The sequence below is a fragment of the Tabrizicola sp. genome, assembly GCF_036781545.1.
GTDB lineage: Bacteria > Pseudomonadota > Alphaproteobacteria > Rhodobacterales > Rhodobacteraceae > Tabrizicola.
Genome location: NZ_DAIQAT010000274.1, coordinates 1 through 1920, shown reverse-complemented (window position 1 = coordinate 1920; position 1920 = coordinate 1). Strand labels below are relative to the sequence as shown.

Genomic DNA, 1920 nt, shown 5'->3' with positions numbered 1-1920 from the left:
ATGACCCGCAAGGTGGTGGGCGCGGGGCAGATCGTGCTGGTGCATGTGACGGCGAATGCCGAATGGTCCTCGCTGCCGCTGTCCGGGCTTTTCGTGCAGATGCTGGAACGGCTGGCGGTCTCGACCAAGCCCGCGGCGCCGGAGAGCGAGGATCTCGCGGGCCAGACCTGGGTGCCGGAGGTGGTGCTGGATGCCTTCGGCCAGACCTCTGATGCGGGCGACCTGCCGGGGGTCGAGGGCGCCGCGCTGGCCAAGGCGGTGGCGGCGGGACCCACTGCCGCCTATCCGCCGGGTCTCTATGCTGGGGCCGATCGCCGCGTGGCGCTGAATGCGGTGGGAACCGAGACGGAGCTGAAGCCGATGGCCTGGCCGTCGGGTGTGCCAGTCGACCGGCTGGAGGCGCGGGCGGTCCAGGCGTTGAAGGGGCCTTTCCTGACCTTCGCCACCATCCTCCTGCTCCTCGACGTGCTGGCTGCCCTGTGGCTTGCGGGCCGGTTGCGCGGGATGCTGCGGGGCGCGGCCGTGGTGCTGGCCGTTGTGCTGGTCGCCGCCTCGCCGCGCGGCGCCATGGCGCAGGACGACGCGCCGAAACCCGGCGACGACTTCGCGCTTGAGGCGACGACCGCCGTGGTGCTGGGCTATGTCCTGACCGGCGATCCCAAGATCGACGAGATGTCGCGCGCGGGGCTTCTCGGCCTTTCCGACAAGCTCTGGCAGCGCACCTCGGTCGAGCCGATGATGCCGATGGGGGTGGATGTCGAGAAGGACGAGCTGGCCTTCTTCCCCTTCCTCTACTGGCCGGTTCCCGCCGGGCAGAAGGCGCTGTCGGATGCGGCCTATGCCAAGCTGAACCAGTATCTGCGCACGGGGGGGATGATCCTGTTCGACACCCGCGATGCCGACATCACCAGCTTCGGGGGCGGCGTGACACCCGAGGGCCGGACCCTGCAGGTCATCGCCTCGGGTCTGGACATCCCGCCCCTGGAACCGATGCCGCCCGACCATGTGCTGACCCGCACCTTCTACCTGTTGCAGGATTTCCCGGGCCGCTACCAGGGCGGACAGATCTGGGTCGAGGCCGCCCCGAACGCCGAGGCCAAGGCGGCGGAGGGGATGCCCTTCCGCAACCTGAACGACGGGGTGACGCCGGTGGTGATCGGCGGCAACGACTGGGCTTCCGCCTGGGCCACCGATGACAACGGCATTCCGCTTGTCCCCATCGGGCGGGGCTATGCCGGCGAGCAGCAGCGCGAGATCGCCTATCGCTTCGGGATCAACCTGATCATGCATGTGCTGACCGGCAACTACAAATCCGACCAGGTCCATGTCCCCGCGCTCTTGGAAAGGCTGGGGCAATGAGCGCCGCGCTGGTCTTCGCGCCGCTGGTCGGCTGGGGGCTGATCGCCGCACTTGCCGGCGTGGCGCTGGTGCTGGTGGCGGTCGCGCTGTGGCGGGGGCTGTCCGGCTGGTGGCTGCGGGCGCTGGCGCTGGCCGCTCTGGTGCTGGCGCTGGCGAACCCGGCCCTGCAGGAGGAACAGCGGCAGAACCTGTCGGACATCGTGATCCTGGTGGTCGACGAAAGCACCAGCCAGTCGCTGGGCGACCGCAAGGCGCAGACCGATGCGGCGGTCGCGGCGGTTCAGGCCGAAATCGCCCAGATGCCGAACACCGAGCTGCGCATCCACCGCGTCGGCGACGGCGAGGAGGATGCGGGCACGCTTGCCCTGACCGCCCTGTCCGAGGCGCTGGCCGAGGAACCCCGCGCCCGGGTGGCGGGCGCGATCCTGATCACCGACGGGCGGGTGCATGACCTTGGCGTCGTGCCGAATCTGCCCGCGCCGTTGCAGGTGCTGCTGACCGGAAAACAGGCCGACTGGGACCGTCGCATCGTCGTGAAGAACGCCCCGGCCTTCGCCATCA

The 1920-nt window shown here is 69.7% G+C and carries 1 protein-coding gene and 1 pseudogene; both read left to right on the top strand.

Going from position 1 to position 1920, the window contains the following annotated elements; translation table 11 throughout:
• The coding region (locus V7Q39_RS20575) for a DUF4159 domain-containing protein (RefSeq protein WP_333818476.1) at nucleotides 1-1359 on the top strand (1359 nt) is incomplete at its 5' end.
• Nucleotides 1356-1920: pseudogene (locus V7Q39_RS20570) on the top strand (hypothetical protein); the annotation flags it as partial. The gene V7Q39_RS20575 and the pseudogene V7Q39_RS20570, both read left to right, overlap by 4 nt.